13 protein-coding genes are annotated in these 16,894 nt (G+C 43.1%); 1 reads left to right on the top strand and 12 read right to left on the bottom strand.

The window, feature by feature from the left end; translation table 11 throughout:
• From EPB59_RS04545 to EPB59_RS04525, 5 genes are all read right to left on the bottom strand, one after another.
• Entirely contained in the window at nucleotides 1-2,619 is a 2,619-nt protein-coding gene (locus EPB59_RS04545; RefSeq protein ID WP_154171671.1) for a type I restriction-modification system subunit M, read from the bottom strand.
• A gap of 415 nt (nucleotides 2,620-3,034) precedes the next feature.
• The gene (locus tag EPB59_RS04540) at nucleotides 3,035-3,919 is read right to left on the bottom strand and encodes a DUF7281 domain-containing protein (RefSeq protein WP_154171670.1); all 885 of its coding nucleotides are present in this window, start codon (nucleotides 3,917-3,919) and stop codon (nucleotides 3,035-3,037) included.
• On the bottom strand, nucleotides 3,916-6,708 hold the full coding sequence (locus tag EPB59_RS04535; protein WP_154171669.1) for a hypothetical protein: 2,793 nt from the start codon (nucleotides 6,706-6,708) through the stop codon (nucleotides 3,916-3,918). The genes EPB59_RS04540 and EPB59_RS04535 overlap by 4 nt, the downstream gene beginning before the upstream one ends.
• Nucleotides 6,702-7,271 (bottom strand): condensin complex protein MksE, encoded by a 570-nt coding sequence (locus EPB59_RS04530; RefSeq protein WP_045568907.1) that lies wholly within the window; start codon nucleotides 7,269-7,271, stop codon nucleotides 6,702-6,704. Before EPB59_RS04530 ends, EPB59_RS04535 begins: the two co-directional genes overlap by 7 nt.
• Nucleotides 7,261-8,538 carry a hypothetical protein gene (locus EPB59_RS04525; RefSeq protein WP_154171668.1) on the bottom strand — a complete coding sequence of 426 codons (1,278 nt, stop codon included), beginning with the start codon at nucleotides 8,536-8,538 and terminating at the stop codon, nucleotides 7,261-7,263. The genes EPB59_RS04530 and EPB59_RS04525 overlap by 11 nt, the downstream gene beginning before the upstream one ends.
• Before the next feature lie 144 nt (nucleotides 8,539-8,682).
• Here EPB59_RS04525 and EPB59_RS04520 point away from each other — a divergent pair, with 144 nt between their 5' ends.
• Nucleotides 8,683-9,543 carry a helix-turn-helix transcriptional regulator gene (locus tag EPB59_RS04520; RefSeq protein ID WP_154171667.1) on the top strand — a complete coding sequence of 287 codons (861 nt, stop codon included), beginning with the start codon at nucleotides 8,683-8,685 and terminating at the stop codon, nucleotides 9,541-9,543.
• A gap of 64 nt (nucleotides 9,544-9,607) precedes the next feature.
• On the opposite strand, the gene EPB59_RS04515 is transcribed toward EPB59_RS04520, so the two are convergent.
• From EPB59_RS04515 to siaP, 7 genes are all read right to left on the bottom strand, one after another.
• Nucleotides 9,608-10,675, bottom strand: a complete 1,068-nt coding sequence (locus tag EPB59_RS04515; RefSeq protein ID WP_154171666.1) for a YjhT family mutarotase — start codon at nucleotides 10,673-10,675, stop codon at nucleotides 9,608-9,610.
• 14 nt (nucleotides 10,676-10,689) lie between these two features.
• Nucleotides 10,690-11,844, bottom strand: a complete 1,155-nt coding sequence (locus EPB59_RS04510; protein WP_154171665.1) for an N-acetylneuraminate epimerase — start codon at nucleotides 11,842-11,844, stop codon at nucleotides 10,690-10,692.
• 180 nt (nucleotides 11,845-12,024) lie between these two features.
• A complete protein-coding gene (locus tag EPB59_RS04505) occupies nucleotides 12,025-12,861 on the bottom strand; it encodes a MurR/RpiR family transcriptional regulator (RefSeq protein ID WP_001052934.1) in 837 nt (278 codons plus the stop codon).
• A 128-nt stretch (nucleotides 12,862-12,989) separates the two neighbouring features.
• Nucleotides 12,990-13,886 carry a dihydrodipicolinate synthase family protein gene (locus tag EPB59_RS04500; protein WP_154171664.1) on the bottom strand — a complete coding sequence of 299 codons (897 nt, stop codon included), beginning with the start codon at nucleotides 13,884-13,886 and terminating at the stop codon, nucleotides 12,990-12,992.
• Between the two features lie 38 nt (nucleotides 13,887-13,924).
• Entirely contained in the window at nucleotides 13,925-15,208 is a 1,284-nt protein-coding gene (gene siaM / locus EPB59_RS04495) for a sialic acid TRAP transporter large permease SiaM (protein ID WP_089072366.1), read from the bottom strand.
• Nucleotides 15,209-15,215: 7 nt separating this feature from the next.
• Nucleotides 15,216-15,737 (bottom strand): sialic acid TRAP transporter small permease SiaQ, encoded by a 522-nt coding sequence (siaQ, locus tag EPB59_RS04490; protein ID WP_154171663.1) that lies wholly within the window; start codon nucleotides 15,735-15,737, stop codon nucleotides 15,216-15,218.
• Between the two features lie 50 nt (nucleotides 15,738-15,787).
• Complete coding sequence (gene siaP, locus EPB59_RS04485; RefSeq protein WP_154171662.1) at nucleotides 15,788-16,753, bottom strand: sialic acid TRAP transporter solute-binding subunit SiaP; 966 nt, start codon at nucleotides 16,751-16,753, stop codon at nucleotides 15,788-15,790.
• Nucleotides 16,754-16,894: the final 141 nt, after the last annotated feature.

The following is a 16,894-nucleotide window of genomic DNA, read 5'->3' as shown; positions in this document are numbered from 1 at the left end:
TTACGCGCCCTTCAATAAGTTAGTCAGTTCAGTCAAGCCTTGCAGATCAAACTCATTACCGGTGAGTTCGCCCATCATTTCTGCTAGCTCAATCTCGGTGGTTTTTATCTCATTCGCTACTTGCGAATAAGTCACCGCGTATTTATCGGCAAGGGCTTGTACTTGGTTGGTCAACTCTGAAATCACGGCGCTTGGCATGGCGGCGAGTTCAAGACTTAATGGCGTGACCCATTTCAAGTGCAGCAAATCTTTTACTTGTTCGCCCGTCAAACCCTCGATAGTGGTTTTGGTTTTCAAGTGCAGTTTAGTGGCCGATTCTTTGACCGCTTTTTTCAGGTTTTTTTCTTCATCAATCAGTTTGCTGGCACGAATAATTTTGGCCTTATAGCTGACTTCTTGATCCAGGCTGTCTTCAGCAAATTTGAGCTTGCTGGCTTTTTGTTCTTTTAAGAAGGCTTTCGCTGCCTTGGCGACTTCGGCATTGGCAAAAGCATCTTTACTTTCTTTGACCGTATCTAGCTCTTTTTCTTCTTCGCTTAGAGAATCTAAGATCTCTTCAAGTGCACTAGCTATTTCTGCCAAGCGACTATCTTGTTTAGTCAATGATGCTAGGTCATCGCTTAAGTAGGTTTGTTGCACTAAACCAAATGGCAATATATGACCTTTCCAAGGCGTCACTTTGTCTTGTACCTCGGCTTCTTTACCGTCTTTTTTCTTGATAATGATATTTGGATCAACCTGTTTGGTTGCAGTAAAGCCTTCAGTTTGCATCATTTCCAGGTCAGCACTGATGACTTGCCATTGGTTGTTCAGACATTGGAAAGCTTGGTATTTATCAATGAGGGAAATCGACTTTAAGCGAGTAAACAGCTCCGCACTCAACATTGCCTCTTGCTGGTTGCGGTTAACCGCTTCCCAGCCTTGAATAAGGCTAGTATTCAAGTAATCATCAAAGCCAACAAAAGCTTGGTTGTAAGCGCTGATAAACTCCAACACCTGTGGGTGGCTACTGATGTTGGCATTAACTGTGTTTTTGGTAATGGCTAACTCACTGTAGGCACTAGATTTAGCTTTAAACAGAGCACTACGTAACTGCGGGAAAGCAAGCCAGTAAGGATTTAGCTCGGCAATTTCGCTGTTAGGAATGCCGCCTAGCATGGTGGCGTGTAAATCCCAGCTTTCAGCCGCTGCTGAAGAATCAACATAGCGTGGTATGTTTAGGTTGTAGCCATTTTCGCGCAGAGTTTGCTTACTCACCACTTGCGAGAATTTTTCGATGCTTTCTCTATTGATTACAGCATCGACAATGCGCTTAATGTCACTGGCTTGCAGCTTGTTGTTCTTACCTTCTTTTATAAAGTGCTTTGACGCATCAACCACCAGCACATCGGTATTTTGGCGTTTTTGTTTGAGTACCAAAATTACAGTAGGAATACCGGTACCAAAAAAGATATTTCCAGGCAAACCAATAATGGCGTCAATGTGGTTTTGCTCAATGAGTTGCTTACGGATTTCCCCTTCTTCACCGCCACGGAACAGCACACCATGAGGCAATACAATGGTCATTATGCCATCAGGTTTTAAGTGATAAAGGTCGTGCAACAAAAAGGCAAAGTCGGCCTTGGTTTTGGGGGCTAGACCAAAACGCGAGTAGCGAGGGTCACTCTCTTTATAGCTTGGATCCCATTGTTGTGAATAAGGTGGGTTTGATACAACGGCATCCACATACAAGGCGTGGTAAGTGCCTTGTGGATCGTTTTCATCAAAATACGGCCAATCGTCTTCTAAAGTGTCGCCATTACGGGTTTTAATGTTGCTGGCTTTAATGCCCCGCATGATGAGGTTCATACGGGTGAGGTTGTAGGTGTTGGCTTTCAACTCTTGGGCATAATAGGTAATGCTGTCTTTGTTTTTCGCGTATTTTTCAACCGCTTCACCAATATTGATCAATAGCGAGCCAGATCCCGACGTTGGATCGTAAATCTCGATGGTGTCTTTGTGTTTTAACTCGTGAGCGATGATGTGCGACATCAGTACCGAGACTTCATGAGGCGTATAAAACTCTCCGGCTTTTTTTCCGGCATTAGCGGCAAATTTTTCAATCAGGTATTCGTAGATGTAGCCCAGCACGTCATAGCCTTGCTTGCCGTTCATTGGGATACTTTTGATCAAATGCAGTAGGTCACTAATGGCTTTTGTGCGCTTACCCGCGCTTTCACCGAGTTTGCTTAGGCCCGTTTCCAGGGTGGTGAAAATACCCTCAAACAGTTTTTTGTAGGTAGGCGAAATCAAGCGACTAAACGCCGAGAGTGCATCACGAATATTAGACTCGTCAAAGTTAGACGTTGGATCAATCCAAGTTGAAAACAAGTTATCATAAGCAATGAAGTAGCCGAGATTATCTTGAATGTATTTGACCGTTTCAGCATCTTCTTCAGTTAAAGCCTTAATCTCCTCCGGTGTCATCTCTTCTTTGGTAACAAACTGCACCTGTTGATCGCTGAGATATTTATAGAAGATGAAACCTAAGATATAGTCTTTGTATTCGTTTGCTTCGATCTTCGAACGCATCTGGTTTGCCGATTCCCAGATTTTTGCCGCTAACTGTTGTTTGTTCATATTGATTGCGCTCTATTCTTTTCTAGTGTTGGCCAATTTCTTGAAAAATCATTGGCACATTCACGTAATCTTGTGTTTGGAGACTCAATTAAGCCTATTTTTGCTCTCAAATCCAAGCTTCGAAGACCTCACGTTCTAAGCCCAAGAAGCACCCACGTTAATGCCAAGTAACTTGCTTTCACTGGTAAACCGATAGGTATTTTTTTTCTGCAAGCTTCAGATACGTAGCCAATGCTTTTCGATTAAAATTTAGACATTTATTTCAGCGTGTTAGCTCTAACCGATTACGTTGACAATTTTGATGGTGAGAGAATATGAAAAAACAGATCCGTGGGCAATGTTCTAGGTATGGTTATGAGATTGTGCGCTTAATCTCTGCTCAAAAGCGCTGAACTTGTTGGTATTACTCACAGAGTTAAAACGCACTATTTAGCCAAACCACTTCTTGTTCTAACGCCAACCCCTGTTTCTTCATTTCTTGTATAAGTGCTTTTAACTCATTTTCCTGTTCGAGCCATTGGCCAGCATTACGCTCAAAGGATTCAAACTCTCGTGCAGTATCAATCCAGAGTTTATTTTGGCCATAGCGAGTTAATAAGATGCGCCAATTCGGCATCAGCCAAAAAGTGGCTCTCTCTCCGAGCCGCTCTTTTAAGCGGCGGTAATTGTTCAGCCCTACTCCATCATAATCAGCAAATAAATAGATGAATGGCGACCGCTGCGGAGGTGCCAGCCAATCGATCAACTTATTGTGCAGTTGGCCACGATACCAAATTACGCTGGTGGGCTCCGAAGCTGGCAACCAATCAAGCCTATCAAACAGCTCTTGGTTCTCCACGAGCCAGATAGGATGTTTGCTATACAGTGAATGATTTTTGTCGCCGCCGATTTCTAGAGCGGCAACGCCAAACTCTTCGCTCGCTCGTTGTAACTGTTCTGTTGGCCTATCTCCGTCAAACCAGTTCGGCTGAGCTTGGGTCTTAATAAATACATGAGTAACATCGTGGGTGATTCTTCCCTGTTTACTACTTCGAGTGCTGGCGATGTTCGCGGCTCTTGGCGGAATCGATAACGGTAAGTCTTGATGTGGTGACAATTGCTGTAGGGTCACGGTCACGACGGCGAGATCTTCAATGCGGTAGGCAACCCCTCTGCCGCTAGGCGTCATTCGCACGCTGTGAGTCTTTCGGCAAAATTCGTCGAGTTGCCTTTTCTGCGCTGTCGTCATTGTGCTCGCTGCAATCGAGTCTGGATGTGCGTTCATGAGCCGTTTTAAGGCGGCAATCAATGGCTGACTCATTGTGATGTCTCCGCTATTGGCTGAGTCACAATACGACTTTCGATGGGCGACAATAGCTGCCAGCTATTACGGCTTATGACGTTTTTACCATTCACTTGGTGAATTGGTACACAATAACGAGCGGTGGTTAACGGTGCTGGCGAGGCAAAAATTAACGCGAAGCCAAATTGCTCTGCTATCTCAATTAAGTTGGCTTGGTTCTTGGTATCCAATGCTAACGCTTCGTCCAAATAGCAGACTGCTTTCATTTGGTGGCGTTTGTCTTGCATTAGGTGCAGCATGGCAAGGCCGGTGACTAACTTCGCCATCAATACCGTGCCGTTAGACGCTGCGCTATCAATATCTTCAAAAGACTCTTGCGGTTGCCCCTGCTTTGCCACGACAAACTCAAGCCTAAATAAGTCTGCGACTCTTAATCCTTGGCGAGCATTGCCCTCTTCAATTAACGTATTTTTCGCTCGCTCTAGATCTGCATCATCCAAAATGCTCGCTTGATCGAACAGATCGAAACTTTGCCCCGAATCTGTCTGCTCTGCTTGCTGTATCAACACATTCATCGCATTCACAAGCAAGCTTTCCTCGACAGGTTCGATTTTGAAGGTTTTCAAATCAGATAGCTGTCTGTGACTGATTAATCGGTTGAATTCCTTCATCTTGCTTTGCAGCGTATAAAGGCCACTTCTCAGCTCTCTTAAACTCGCTGCTACTGTAACAACTTTAGAACGCGCCCACTTTTCTAACGCTTGCTTTTCGTCATCCAAACAATGGCTAAATTGAATGATGCCTTTTAGCTCTTCGTCTTGAGTGGGTGCCATTTGAAACTTTGTGAGCCCTTTCTGAGCCAACTCATTTTTCATTTGGCGTAGCTCTTTAGAAAGGTTATCCAGTTCCCGGCAATCGTTGATGAACTGTTCAAGGCGAATGGGGAGAAACTCCAAGCTCCATTCTTCGGTCGCTATCCATGGGGTATGAGGTTGTTCCGATAGCGTCGTAAAGAGGGATTGATCATCCATTCTTTGCTCTTTGAGCGACTCAACACGGTTATTATCTGAAGTTAACTTACTGAGCTTTTCCGAAGTCTTGTTGATTTGTTCTATCAGCGCTTGATAGCGCTCTTTCGCACTTGCTAAAGCATGATCAATCGCTGTGATCTCTTGCTCGATCTTGGCTTGTTCTTCTCTACGTTGAGACTGATTCGCGGTGAGTTGCTCAAGTTGCTGATAATCGATGAGCGCCCTTTCACACTCTTTCACAGCGCCGTGCAATTCGTTCTTTTTCTTTTCCGCCAAATCTCTTTGCTGACTGACCTCTAGCAGTTCTGTCAGGCTATTTATCTGCTGATTAACACTATCTAGCTCTTCCACCAGCTCTTGTTCGGTCTTTTGAACATGTTGAGGAATGAGCTCATCAAGAGATATGGTTAAACCAGAAAGAGTGAGCGTCGGGGCCGCTTCACCACTCAGCACTTCTCGAAGCTGATTGATATCGAGTGAATAGTGCGAAGGTGAACGCTGCATCACTTGCTGACTCAGTACTTTGTTCAGTTTTTCTAGCTCATGCGCTTCGAGCAATTTGGAGAGATGAAGGTACAAATTATCGTCTAGAGTTTGCCGCTGCGTTTCCAACTTTTGGCGCTTTTCTGTCCGTTCTTTTAACTGCCTGGCTAAATCTGATGAAGAAGAGCGTTGCGATTGAATACATAGCGCGGCCTGTTCTTCATAACTTTGTTTTGCTAGATTGAGCTGGCTCTCTAAATAGGCGTGATTCGGAATCAACGCAAAGCGAGCTTGAAGCTCTTGGTACTGCTCTTCGGTACGTTTTAGATCAGTGAGCTTGTTGTTTAACCCACTGCGTGCTTCAACGCGAGCAATATCTTGGTGATGTAACTGATTTTGTTCTTCTTCAAGCTGATGCTTTTGTGCTGATAATTTTTCTCTCGTTGTTTGAACGTGTCCGTGCCAATCTTGCAATAATTGGTTCACTTTGGGCTGTGCCGCTGCAATTCTGCCTCTTAACGACAATGTACGTTGAAACTTATGCTCCAGCTCTTCGATGGTCGCAAGATTATTCACCGCTGCTAGATATTGCTCCCGCTCTAAGTTGATATCTTGAAATGCCTTCTCCCATTCTTGCTTAAAATCGATACTCGCATTGGGCAGCTCACGGCTAAATATCTTGAGCAAGTTCTCTTTTACATCACTGGAATTGAGCTTATCCAATCTAAGCGTTTTGGTGAGCACTTGCTGGTAAGAGCGTGCATCGCTTACGTGTTCAAGCTTGAATACCGTAAAGTCGATGTCACCGCTTCTCTTACTCTTTGCACCACCGTAAATCAAATGACGAAAATCTCTTTCATTGTATTGATAGACCCTGTGCTGGTGGCTAGCTAGATGGTTGACCAGTTTGGGTTGAGTAACAATATGACCATCCGCCAAACGGTAATCATCTAGGTTTAATTCTCCTTTGTAGGCAAAGTATTCATAATCGTGGCCTACGCCTTTACCTACGCAGCCGAAAACAACGGTTCCGGTTTGAGGAAGTATGACTTCAAGCAGGATGTATGCGCTGTTGTTTGGGAAATAGAAACGACGTGCTTTTTCGACGCTATGAGAGCCAAAGTCCATTCTTCTTTGGTCAATGATCAGTAGAAACTGGAGGGCGTTGATTAAACTGGTTTTACCGTGATTATTTGGTGCGATTAATGACACAGAATCATCCAGTGGCAGCTCTGCTCGCTGATATCCAGCACTGCCAATTAATGCGAGACGTTGGAAGCCGTAATTTAGCATGATTCATCCTCCTCATCCGTGACTCCATCGCTAACAGAGGCTTGTTCGGTAATCGCCTCAAAGTGGTCTAAGTAACGATATACCGAAGGCAATAAGCGCCAGTGGTTGTTTTCTTGAATCGCAAAGCCTTTTCGCACCGCATTTTCGAGGACTCTTACCAATCCCCCTTGATCTAACTCTTCTGCATCCAACAATCCTTGATGCTTTTCATAGACCTCATTTAGCACTTTATTGTTAATGGTCCACTGATAAAACTGACTCAAAGAGCGACCATTGTCCGCTTGGTAGTCAAAAATCACCATCAGCAAAAGCGCCAACTGTCGCGATTGCTTGTTGATGTTTTGATTCCCTTCATCGTCATGAAACCAAGCAAAACCACGGCCATCGATACGTAGCTCAAACCCTAGGTTAGAAAATAGATGTCGATACTGTTCCGATTTCTGTTCGAGTTCATACCACAGGGCCGCATCTGTCGAACGGTTCAGGTGCCGACCTGAATTGAATAAGTTGAACAGTTCTGTGAGATGTGTCAGCTCAGTTAAGTCGAGTTTGCTATTTTGCATTATCCATATCCTTTGCACTTGTTGAGCGAGTCAAGGTCGTTAGTTGATGAGGATGATAAGTGACAGAGACGGTACTGAGCGTTGTGGTACAACGATTTGGACCCAACAGGCTTTGCCATTGTGGTTCTCGCACCAGTTCATGATAGAGACGGAGTAATTCCGTATCAGGTAAATAGCGATAGTGTGTCGTTAACCAAGTCATGAGATTCTCAACCGGCAATTCTGCTGAAAGTTGTTCACGCAATCGCTGCTCATCGATCCAATTCACTAAGAGGCTATCAGAGAGCTCTTCTTCATCCGGAAAAGGAATTGAATTGGGTTCAAAACTCAAAAATTCAGCCATCAGTTCACGCACTTCGTTCCCAATCTGAATTTTACTGGTACGACTGGCTTTCCATAATGGTAAGCCGACTGCATTTAACCCTCGAACTAGGCCCTTCTTACGAACTTGGCTTATTTGCTTGCTAATCACAGCAGAAAGCTGGTTATGTAGCCTCGCTTCCTCTCTCAGCGGTAACAAGGTATCTGCACATTGCTGAGCGATGACCCGCCCTTGGTAACGAAGATCTTTGACTTGATAAGCAATCTGACGCATTGCTAACCTTTGTTGATACAAAGAGCCGCGAATAGCCAAAGTATCAACGGCTTTGTCTAGTGCTTCTTCTGCTTTTTCCAACAATGGGTAGAAACTGCCTCCAAGACCGCTATCCATCATTTCATTCATGGGTTCAACGTATTGGTCGTACACTTCTAGTACTTCACGATAGCGGCGTTCAATTGGCACACTGGTGTCTGCGGATTTAGCCGCTTCAGCAATGTCAAAAATGGCTTGCTTGTCTTGTGTTAATTGTTGGGCGATCTTTCTCGTCAGCTCTGACAATTGGTTAGCGCCTGAACGCAGTAAATCATTATCGGTATCTTCAAGTCCCTTTAGTACTTGGCTGGTGGCGTTTTTGATAGCCTCAACGCGAGCTTTAAGTACCGCGGACAAACCAAGCTCATGCTCATGAGTCAATCCACGTACAAAATCCATCACCAGCGTGTTGAACTGATAATCACTACTTCGGCTGATAGGCTGCAAGATATCCGCGTTGATAAGACTCGCCAGCACGCTGTTAGTATCTGCATCTTTGTTTTTGTACTGGTTTATCACTTGTTCGAGGATACGGAGCTCAAATGCAGGGAACTCTCGTGAAAGCCGGGTTAACTGCTCAACCACTTCCCAGTGACGGTGTAATTGAAAAACAAGACTTTTAGGGGCAACCATTTCCACTACCTTATCCACAAAGTTCTAAGTTTTGATTCACCAAGACTATGCATAGATTGAAACTAAACTCATAATGTCTACTTAACGGCGACAGGTAAACACTGAATACATGAACATGTCGAATAACTAGACAGGAATCTAACAATGAGTGCATGGCCAATTCGATGGGATCTGCTGTTTCGATACCGAATGATTGAGATTATTGCTTTATGGGAAGGGCGTTTGACCACCAACCATCTGATCCAGAGCTTTGGTATCGGGCGTCAACAAGCTTCCAAAGACATCAATACTTATCTTGCGGAGATTGCACCTGGCAACTTGGTTTACGATAAGTACCTCAAAGGCTATAAACCCAGTGATAGCTTTAGCCCTAAACTCACCTCTGGCCATGCCGATGAATACTTGCATATTCTTTCGCGTAGTGAGGATATGACGGTCACTTTTAATGAGCTCGATATGGGCTTTGAACATTCCACTATGGTTCGCCCAGTAACACGCAATATTTCGCCACAAGTATTACGTCCTTTGGTGCAGGCGATACGAGAGAAAAAACGTGTCGATATTTGCTACACATCGCTAAAAGATGGTGAGCAATCTGAGCGCATTATTTCCCCGCATACTCTTGTTTGCACACCATTACGCTGGCATGTTCGCGCTTATTGTGAACAGGCTGGTGGCTATCGTGATTTTGTCTTAAGCCGCATACAAGGTATTCCCGATATCAACAATAATGCGATACACGGTAAACGTGACGATGTACTTTGGAATACCAAAGTGAACGTAGAGCTCATCCCCGATCTTCGCCTAAATGAAAAACAACGCGCGGTGATAGAAAAAGATTATGCGATGTGTGACGGCGTTTTGCGAATTGCCACCAACGCGTCACTCGTTCGCTATGTACTTGATACCTATAACATTGATATCTATGTACAAAAATCTAATCCTCAAGGACAACAGATTGTGCTGGGGAATCGGGATGAGCTTATATCCTACGTTTTGGAGTAGGTTCATTGAAACATTTAATACATTCATTCCCATTGTTAATGACGAAGCGCATAACTATAAAAAATTAATCCATTAATAATGATAAGCATCTTGTCATTGCATCACCATTAGAGTTTTCTCCCCCTAAAACATACATAGCTTTTCCGTTTGAAGCGGAAACACCATAGGCAATACCTGCGTCTAATTGGCATTTATTCTCCCAGGATTTACCATCAAAAATCCAAACATTCGAACTAAAGTGTTTAATAAGGCCATTATGGGCATATAAGCTTCCATTTATGAATGCGTCTTGACTACCAATAAAATATGCACCACCAATAACAATTATCTTATTGTCAATTTCACCGAAAAAATGCCCAGCTAGCCCCTCATGATTTTTACTTATATCAATAATAGACGCACAACTATCAGAATATTCCAGTTTTCCTTCTTTAAAAAAGTAGCGCTTAGTCTCTAAGCTTCTCAGACCTGGCTTCACTTCCCCTTCAATCAAAGTTACAACGTTGTCTTTATGAATTATTCCAGAACCACAATTAGGTTTAAATGGGTTTTCACCAACAACTGACCAGTGTTCATTGCATGGTGTAAATGACAAAATATTTCTATTCCAATTATAGTTATCTATTGCTTGAGACATAAATATAGTAATAAGCTCTTTATATCTATTAGGCTCTTTTGTTACATCAATTTTTGAGATTTCAGAAAGGAAGTTATTAAATGTATCCTTATCATACCCTCCGAAAAAAATGATGTCCGTCGATGATAGACTACAACAAGATGCGCCAAGAAAGCCGGTAGGAAGTGTTCTCTCTAATCGTTTCCATTGATTGATTTGACTATCAAATACATAACCATCCATTAAAACTGTTGGAAAGCTGTTATTGCCCTCTATCCCTGCACCTGAAAAAACATAAAGCTTGTTACCACAGACTGTATAGGCAGCATCATTTCGAGCAATTCCCGGAAAGTCAGCAGCCGACTTCCAACCACTATTCATATCTTTTAGGTCTAAAACAAAAAATGCATTTCCAGAACTACCAAGCCCTGCATACAATTTTTGACCTATTATTCCACCCACTCCGTGTTTAATTCCTACTGGAAGCTCAGGGAGTAATTGAAATGAGATTGCCATAATGCTCTCCTTAATTAGTCTATCACTTCAACAGTAGAGCCATTCCAAGCCAACATATAAACCTTATGACTCATTTCTTTACCACTTTTTTCTCCACCAACAATTAAAACACCCTCTGATGTAGTAAATGAAGCCCCATATGCCAAGCCCTCAGGAAGCGAATTTACCGTTGACCAAATGCCCTCTTTTTCTACATAAATTTCGGAATTAAACGCCTTAGGCAGCCCTTCATGTGCGAACATTTTTCCGTTTTCAAATGCTTGTTTCGCACCATGGAAATTCGCTCCACCAGCAACAACTACAACTCCATTTGTCTTCCCAGAAAATGCACCTGCAACACCCTCTTGGATATTGCTCGTTTGGGGTGCAGGTAAGGGCAACAAACTTTTCCACGGTTGATCCATTCCAAATTCATATTGCTTAACTTCAGCGGTGCGTAAACCCGGTTTTATCTCACCACTGATGAGAGTTACTTTGTTCCCTTCAATAACGGTTGCGCTACCACAATTAGGGAGATACGGAGACACGCCTAAATCACGCCACTCTTGTTTTTCAGGCAAATAACTGATCACATTTCGGTTCCATTTATAATCCGTAGGCTTCATTCCCATATAATCATCAACTATACGTTGCCATACTTCAGGATTTACTTGCTTGTCAGTGGTCGATATATCTCGCAGATAGCGATCAAAATAGGCTTTGTTATAACCACCAAAGAAGAGGATCTGTCTATTGTCCGGAGAATAAGAAGAAGCTCCAAGAAGTCCTACAGGCGAGGTAGTGTTCATTTTCTCCCATGAATCTTTCTTGGTGTCGTAGCGATATACCGAATCAAACAAAATAGGCGATGGATCAGACGGTTCTGCTTTGCCGGAGCCACCAAAGAGATAAATATCATTTCCGATTACAGATGCCGTCGCTCCACTTCGTTCAGCACCGGTAAAATCAGCAATCTTTTGCCATCCTTTCGATAATGAATTCAAATCAAGTACATAAAAGCTTTTCCCCAGAGATCCCAGTCCTACATACACTTTTGAACCAACTTGTGCACCAACCCCATCTTTAAATCCAGTAGGTAAATCAGACCATTGATTATCGGCATAGACAACATGACTAAATGCTGTCACAGAAAGTAACGTAGCGTAAGTCAATAGAGTTTTCATATTCATTGGTTTGTCCTTATTAATTAATATCCATACTTTTGTCAGGTGCTCAATGAGAAACTGAACTTTAACACCTTTTTTGAAGATTAATTTCCTTGCAGTTAATTAAAGTAAAAAATATCTTCATGAAATATGCTAAAAAAACCCATCAATATCTTGATGGGTTTCAAACTTGTTAAATACTGCTTAACTATCCATTAAAGGTAAAACCACTTCCGCAGTACCAAATACGGAGGCTGAATATTCAGGATATACATCTAAAAGTGTGTTAATCAAAACATCAACAAGCAACAAAGCACCAACTTTAGAAGAAAAAGCACCGCCAGTGAGAGGGCCTTCAGGCCTTGCAGCCACTAACATTTCATCTGAAATCGAAGAAAGTGGGCTATGGCTAATATTCGTAAGAGATACAACTGGCACACCGCGTTGATGAGCCTGGGTGGCCGCATGAACCACCTCTTTTGTAGACCCTGAGCTCGATATTGCAAACCATGCATCCCCGACAACACTCTGTCCAGCACTCATTGCCGCCAAGTGTGTATCTTCATACATGATGGCTTTTTTACCTATTCTCACTAATCGGTACGCCAAATAGCGACCGACGATACTGGATGCTCCCACACCAACACACCCAATAAACTTAGCACCATGAACCAACTCACATATTCTATTTAAGGCAGCTCTGTCTATCAGTTTTGCAGTATCCATTAAACTATCTACCGCGCTTTGCGCAGAAACTTCGCAAATATCGCCATCCATTTTGGGCTGAGATTGGTTTGCAGACTGACTAAGATCAACCGCCAATGCCATTCTAAAATCCGAATAACCTTTGTAGCCCAAATCACGGCATAGCCTGACTACAGTGGCTTCGCTTGTTTTTGTATTAAACGCTAGATCGGTGATCGTCTGATACTGAACTTCATGTGCATTTTCGAGCACATAATCAGCAACAACTCTGAGTTTTTTGCTCAAAGGTTCGGTATTCGAGCGCAATCGAACCATCAGATTTTTAGGCAAATTCACTTGGAGTCCTTAATATTCTTTTGACTACCATAAAAGTACCAAAGACCTAGATCTATTAATACATCATCATGATAATTTGTTCTTAAATCTTCTTTTAGGGAGGATGAATATTCCTCCCTAGCCTTTATTTAGATCGACAGGAACCCAGCATCACGCATCTTCGCAAGCACATCCGCTTTCTGCTTGTCATTCAATGAACGAATAGGTAAGCGGGGATCCCCAGCATCAATACCATGTAACTGCATGGCAACTTTACCTGCCGCAACACCGCCGTATTCGACCAATACTCGAATAATCGCAATCACTTTATCCATCAACGCTGCGACTTCATCATGTTTGCCATGGTTAAATGCTTCAATGATTTTCAAATACAATGGAGCAGCATAGTTATAAGTGCTACCAACTGCGCCTACCGCACCGACGGCTAAACCAGCAGGTAAAAACTCATCCACACCAAATGGAATATCAAATTTGCGATTCGATACTCGCACGCAACGCTGGTATTCATACAAATCAGCATTATTGAATTTTGCGCCATAAAGATTAGGAATGCGCTGTTCGCCTTTAATCAAGAACTGCTCTAAATCTAGATTCACACCCGACATTCCTGAGTGGTAGTAATAAAAACCTTTTGAAGGAGCTGCGGCAGCAACTTGAGCACAATACTCAACTAAATCATCAACACTTCCCGGTTTGAAAAAGCATGGGCCAATAGCGGAGGTAGCAAAGATATCCAGTGTTTCAGCGTGCTCTGTCAAGTTGAGGGTATCAACAATACTTAAAGCGCCTGTATGTAAAATAACATCTAACTTCCCATCAACGGCTTTCACCCAACGTTCTGCAATGGCTATTCTTTCTTCGACAGAGCAATGGATCCCCTCACCTGTCGTTCCGCAGACATAAGCACCTTTCACTCCTTGTTCAATCAGAAGCTCAGCAATTTGGTCAATCGCCGCAAAATTAACCTTGTTATCTTTTGTGAAAGGCGTATGTGGAGCAGCAATCAAACCTGTTAATTTTTTCATTTTGTTTACCTTTAAATTCTATAAGTTCGCTAGTTCAACTACTGTCCGTATCCGAGGAATAATTCCGGTAGCAGCAGAGTAAATTGAGGGAATACAGCCACCAGCGCCAATACGATGAATAACGGCACCAGTAGTGGTAAAACACCACGCGTAAGCGTATGGAATGGAATATCTCCGACTCGAGAAACCACGTATAAAGCCATTCCCATTGGAGGGGTAAGAATGCCGATCATTAGGTTAAGAATCGCCATAACACCGAAGTGAACAGGATCGATACCCACCGCTGAAGCCACTGGCACCAAGAATGGAACTAGCAGCAACAGCAAGGCCAATGACTCAATAAACGTACCCAAGAAGAGGAGCAACAAGTTGATCAACAGAAGCAGTACGAGTGGGTTATCACTGATTGTTAAGAAATAATCAGCCAACATCTGTGGTAACTGTTCGCGAGCCACAATCCACCCAAAAACAGTCACGCCCATAACCATCAGAGCAACCACGGCTGTGGTATTGACCGTTTCTTTCAGAATTTCGATGAAACCATGTAACGTGAGCGTGTTATAAACAACTGTACCTAAAAATAGTGCGTAGAGAGATGAAACAGCAGCCGCTTCAGTTGGCGTAAATTTACCAGAGAAGATCCCACCAATGATAATAACTGGCGTCAGCAACGATAAAAATGCTTCTTTAAGTGATTTAAATTGCTCACGTCTACTCGCTTTAGGCAATGTCATATATCCGCGCTTTTTGCAGATAAAATAACTCATCACCATCAAGGCAATACAACACAGCAAACCAGGTATCGCACCCGCTAAAAATAATGCGCCAATAGAGGTATTGGAAACCACACCGTATATGACTAGTGGTACTGATGGCGGCACCAGAGGACCAATGATGCAAGATGCCGCTGTCAGACCGCCCGCGAAATCATCGTGATACTTCGCATCACGCATGGATTTGATTTCAAGCTGACCTAACCCACCTGCATCTGCCAATGCTGAGCCTGACATTCCAGAGAACAACAAGCTTGCCATGATATTTACATGACCCAAGCTGCCCGTAATATGGCCAACGAGAGACTTCGCGAAGTTGAAGATTCTTTCTGTAATACCGGCACTATTCATTAGATGGCCAGTTAACACAAAAAATGGAACGGCTAGCAACGTGAAGTTGTCGATCCCACCCAGCATTTGCTGAGCCGCAAAATTAATCCCTGTACTATTGGTGAGAATGAGAAAAGCTAATGCAACAAAAATAAGTGAAAAACCTACTGGCATGCCCGCAAATAACAATCCTAACCAACCAAAAATTGAACCAACCATAGTCCTACTACCTCTCCGTTACTTGCTGATCAATTAATGAAGCAGATGAGCTAACACCCAGTAGCAGCTTCATAAGGTTAAAGATTTTTTCGAGTTGTCTAAACACCATAAACACGCCACCCACAGGTAAGCTATAATTCATCCAGCTACTCGATATCCCTAATGTGATCAATTCAAAGAATGCATTACGCTGGGCATGTTGATAGCCGAGCACAATGATTGCACCAATAGAAACCAGCACGGCAATCTCTAACGATAGGACTAAAGACAAGCGCGCCTTTTCAGGAAGTTTGTCAGAGAAAAAAGTGATATTGACGTGAGAACTTCGTTTAATGGCGATAGCACATCCCACTAAACACATATACATGAAGAGTAATCGGGCAAGCTCTTCACTCCACAAAGAAGGATCATTGAGAAGCCAACGGGTACCAATTTGCCAAGTCAAAACAGCAAGCAAGGCCGCCATTAGAGGCACAGTAATGATTTCTTCAATATTATTAATTATCTTACGTAACATCTTAAACTCCATAGCTGACCAGTCCTAGCCAGCTAATTTAATGAGACAGAGAACCCTACCCTTTACATTGCTGCCAATTTCGACACAATCGGCTGACCGATGTTACTGTCAAACTCCTTGTAAAGTGGTTGCATCGCTTCTCGGAATGGCTCCAGATCTGGGTAAGTCACGTTGATACCTTCACTCTTGAAGAAGGAGACCAATTCTGCCTCTTGAGTTTTAACGGTCTGTGTATGAGCATCTCCCACTTTCTGCACGGCTTTCTGAATGATGTCTTTATCCACATCAGAAAGCTTCTGCCAAGTAGATTCTGAAATGATCACCATTTGATCGTTAACAATATGATGTGTCATGGCTAAGTTCTTTTGAACTTCATAGAACTTCATTGTTTTAATTGTTGGTAGCGGGTTTTCTTGCCCATCTACGGCATTGGTCTGCAGCGCTAAATAAACTTCAGAGAATGACATGGGGGTTGGCGAGGCACCAGACAGCTTTGCGTAATTGAGGTTTTGCTTAGCATTCGGGACTCGAAGTTTTAACCCTTTAAAATCTTCAATCGAATTGAGGGGACGGTTTGAAGTGGTTTCACGGGTACCGTTATACCAAGTGTCCAAAGCACGCCAGTTGAACTTCTGGAGCATTTCATCACGAACACCTTGACCAAAGTCAGATTCAAACATGCGGCGTAAATGGTCAAAATCTTTCGCAACATAAGGGAGCATGACCGCTTCTGCTCGCGGTATCCAAAGCCCCATACGACCAAACTCAGCATAAGTTATATCGAGATCTCCCAGCGTCAATTGCTGAAGCATGGCACGATCATCACCAAGCTGGGCGCTTGGGTACAAAGCGAGTTTGATCTCTCCTTGACTCATTTCTTCTAATGTGTCGGCAAGCATTTTTGCCGAGTTATACTCTACAGACCCCACAGAAGCTTGCATCCCCATCTTTAAAGTCGTCGCAGCATTGACAGAAGCAGCAGCACTCAAAGTAAGTATTGCGATAGTAATCTTATTAATGGTTTTCATATTTTTCCCTTTGTTCTTTCCTGTTACGCCTTGTCTCACCATTTTCAAAAAAAACTTTTATTTCGTTTGAAAAAAATCTTCGTTATGAATTATCATTGCGGTGGAGATTATTTTCAAACCACCTTTTTTCAAAGTGTGATG

This window comes from Vibrio metoecus (assembly GCF_009665255.1).
Lineage (GTDB): Bacteria > Pseudomonadota > Gammaproteobacteria > Enterobacterales > Vibrionaceae > Vibrio > Vibrio metoecus_B.
Note: the sequence above shows the minus strand (reverse complement) of the source record. Positions and strands in the feature narration are given on the sequence as shown.